At 72.7% G+C, this 3,013-nt stretch carries 3 protein-coding genes; 2 read left to right on the plus strand and 1 reads right to left on the minus strand.

The features are described 5' to 3' along the window. On the minus strand, nucleotides 1-984 hold a 984-nt coding region (locus K6I34_RS34565; protein ID WP_374231103.1), incomplete at its 3' end, for a FecCD family ABC transporter permease. Between the two features lie 180 nt (nucleotides 985-1,164). Between K6I34_RS34565 and K6I34_RS34570 the strand changes: the two genes are divergently transcribed. Together K6I34_RS34570 and K6I34_RS34575 are read left to right on the plus strand one after the other, a co-directional pair. Next, a complete protein-coding gene (locus K6I34_RS34570; protein WP_229331999.1) occupies nucleotides 1,165-2,166 on the plus strand; it encodes an iron-siderophore ABC transporter substrate-binding protein in 1,002 nt (333 codons plus the stop codon). Next, nucleotides 2,163-2,957 (plus strand): 2,3-dihydro-2,3-dihydroxybenzoate dehydrogenase, encoded by a 795-nt coding sequence (locus K6I34_RS34575; protein ID WP_229332000.1) that lies wholly within the window; start codon nucleotides 2,163-2,165, stop codon nucleotides 2,955-2,957. The genes K6I34_RS34570 and K6I34_RS34575 overlap by 4 nt, the downstream gene beginning before the upstream one ends. The last annotated feature ends 56 nt before the right edge of the window (nucleotides 2,958-3,013 follow it).

Here is a 3,013-nt window from a genome sequence, read left to right on the forward strand (position 1 = left end):
GGCCAGCAGCACGCTGACCGGTGTCTCCCAGGGGCGGATGACCACGCGTGCGAGGACATCGGCGGCGATCATCACGTCGGCGGCGATGAGGGCCGACAGCACGAGCTGACCGGTCATGCGCGCACCGGCCAGGGCGCGGGCGGCGTAGGGGGCCAGCAGGCCGAGGAAGGCGATCGGCCCGGCGACGGCGACGGCGCAGCCGGCCAGCAGCGAGACGGCGCCCGCGACGACCAGGCGGACGCGGCCGGGGTGGTGGCCCAGGGAGCGGGCGCTGTCGTCGCCGAGTCCGAGCGCGGACAGGGGGCGGGCGCAGCCGAGTGCGACCAGGACGCCCACGGCGGCCAGCGGCAGCAGCGGCAGCAGGTCGGAGGTGTGCACTCCGGCGAGCGAGCCGATGGTCCAGTAGCGGTAGACGTCGAAGGTGGACTGGCTGCCGAGCAGGACGTAGGAGGTCATGCCGTGGAAGGTGGCGCCGAGTGCCGCACCGGCGAGGACCAGGCGCAGCGGAGAGCCCGCGGCGCGGCCGCTCGCCGCCAGCAGGAGGACGACCGCGCTGGCGGCCATGCCTCCGCACAGCGCCCACAGCAGCAGTGCCGTCGTGGAGGTGGCCCCGAAGTAGGTGAGGCCGACGACGACGGCGAACGCGGCCCCGGAGTTCACTCCGAGCAGTCCGGTCTCGGCGAGCGGGTTGCGGGTCGCGGCCTGCAGCAGGCATCCCGCCGTGCCGAGGCAGACGCCGACCAGGACGGCGGCCAGCGTGCGCGGCAGCCGTACGTCCACGACGGCCAGGCGCAGTTGCGGGTCGGCGCGGGCCGAGGGGTCGCCGAGGAGGTAGTCCCAGGCGCGGGCCGGTGAGCTGGATCCCGTGCCGATGAGCAGTGACAGCAGACACAGGCCCAGCAGCAGGACGAGGAGGGTCACCGCGGCCGGGGCGACAGAGTGCCCCTGGAATGGTCGCTTCCGGTGCCCGGATTCAGATTTCACCAACAACCCCCTCGTCATCGACATATGGTTAGCCTAACCTAAGCACTCGTCCACTGCTGATGGGCCGTCCGAGCACCCGTATGTCCGGGTGCCGGTCGTTCCGCATGCCTTGACGGCGCAGACGGACCGCAGCACCGGCCCTTCCGGGCCACGCCAGCCGAACAACGGAGACCCCAGGCCATGACGCCGCCTCACTTCCCTTCCCGATCCGCCCGCCGTACCGCCACGGCGGCCATGGCCCTCGTCTGCGGACTCGTCCTGAGCGCCTGCGGCTCCTCGGCCTCGTCCTCGTCCTCGGACAGTGGCTCCTCCTCGTCGGACGGATCCGCGGCCAAGAGCGGCACGACGGTCACCGACGCCACCGGCGCGGAGGTGAAGGTGCCCGCGGCCCCCAAGCGGGTCGTGGCGCTCAGCGAGATGGACCTGGACTCCGCGCTGGCCCTCGGCGTCAAGCCGGTCGGCCTGGCCGCCGGCCGCGGCCAGAAGGGCGCCCCCGGGTACCTGAGCGCGCAGGCCCAGGGCATCCCCGTGGTCGGCGCGGTGACGGGCCCGGACATCGAGAAGGTCATGCGGACCAAGCCCGATGTCATCCTCGCCGGGCAGCTGGCCGACGAGCAGGTGCTGGCACAGCTGAAGAAGATCGCCCCCACGGTCGTCACGATCGGCAACGGCAAGAACTGGAAGTCATCGCTCCAGTTGACCGGCAAGGCGCTGGGCAAGGCCGACGAGGCCACGAAGCTCCTGACGGACTACGACACCCGGGCCGCGGCGCTCAAGAAGGACCTCGGCCCCAAGGCCGGCGGCACCGTGTCCGTCGCCCGCTACTCCGCCAAGGGCACCGCCGTCATGCAGCAGGGCGTGTTCATCAGCGACGTGCTGAAGGACCTCGGCTTCAAGCGCCCCGGCATCCAGAACGAGCAGGGCAAGGGCCACTCGACGCCCATCAGCGACGAGAACCTCAAGGAGATCGACGGCGACTGGCTGTTCATCGGCACGCTGTCGTCGGCCGGTCCGGACGCCGGGCTCCTCGACCAGCTCACGAAGAAGCCCGCCTACCAGCAGCTGAAGGCCGTCGGCGACGGACAGGCGACGGTGATCGACGGCTCCAAGTGGACGAGCCTGGGCGGCGCCGAGGCCGCCGTCTCCGTCCTCGACGACATCCGGAAGGCCATGGTCAAGTGAGCACGGGACAGAACCTGGAAGGGCGGCTCGCCCTGGTCACCGGAGCGGCCCGGGGCATCGGCGAAGCCGTGGTGACGGCACTGGCCGAACGCGGCGCCCGGGTGCTGGCCACCGACCTCGACGCCACCGCGGTGGCGGCCACGGCCGCACGGCTGGGCGACCGGGTGACCGCCCGCCCCCTGGACGTCACCGACGCCGCGGCCGTGGAGCGGCTGGTCGCCGAGGCGGAGGACGCCCTGGGGCCCCTGGACATCGCGGTCAACGTCGCCGGGATCCTGCGCGGAGCCCCCGTGCTGGACCTCGACGACGCGGACTGGGCGGCCGTCTTCGCGGTCAACACCAACGGGGTCTTCCACGTGTCGCGGGCCGTGGCCCGCCGCATGACCGCCCGGGGCGGCGGCAGCATCGTCACCGTCGCGTCCAACGCGGCTGGCATCCCCCGCAGCGGTATGGCGGCCTACGCCGCGTCCAAGGCCGCCGCGGCGATGTTCACCAAGTGCCTGGGACTGGAGGTCGCCGCGCACGGCGTGCGCTGCAACACCGTCTGCCCCGGCTCCACCCGTACCGACATGCAGAGCGCCATGTGGGCGGCCTCGCCCGGTGGCGCCGAGAGCGGGGAACGGGCCGTCCTGGAGGGCGACCCGGCCACGTACCGCACCGGCATACCTCTCGGCCGCATCGCCGAACCCTCCGACGTGGCCGAGGCCGTCGCCTTCCTGGCCTCCGACCAGGCCCGCCACATCACCCTGCACGATCTGTACGTCGACGGCGGTGCCACCCTCCGGGCCTGACCGCCCGCCGCTCCACGCACCCCGTCCGTGCTCCCAGACCTGGAGACCCCATGACC

It is taken from the genome of Streptomyces sp. UNOC14_S4, from assembly GCF_020740835.1.
Classification (GTDB): Bacteria; Actinomycetota; Actinomycetes; order Streptomycetales; family Streptomycetaceae; genus Streptomyces.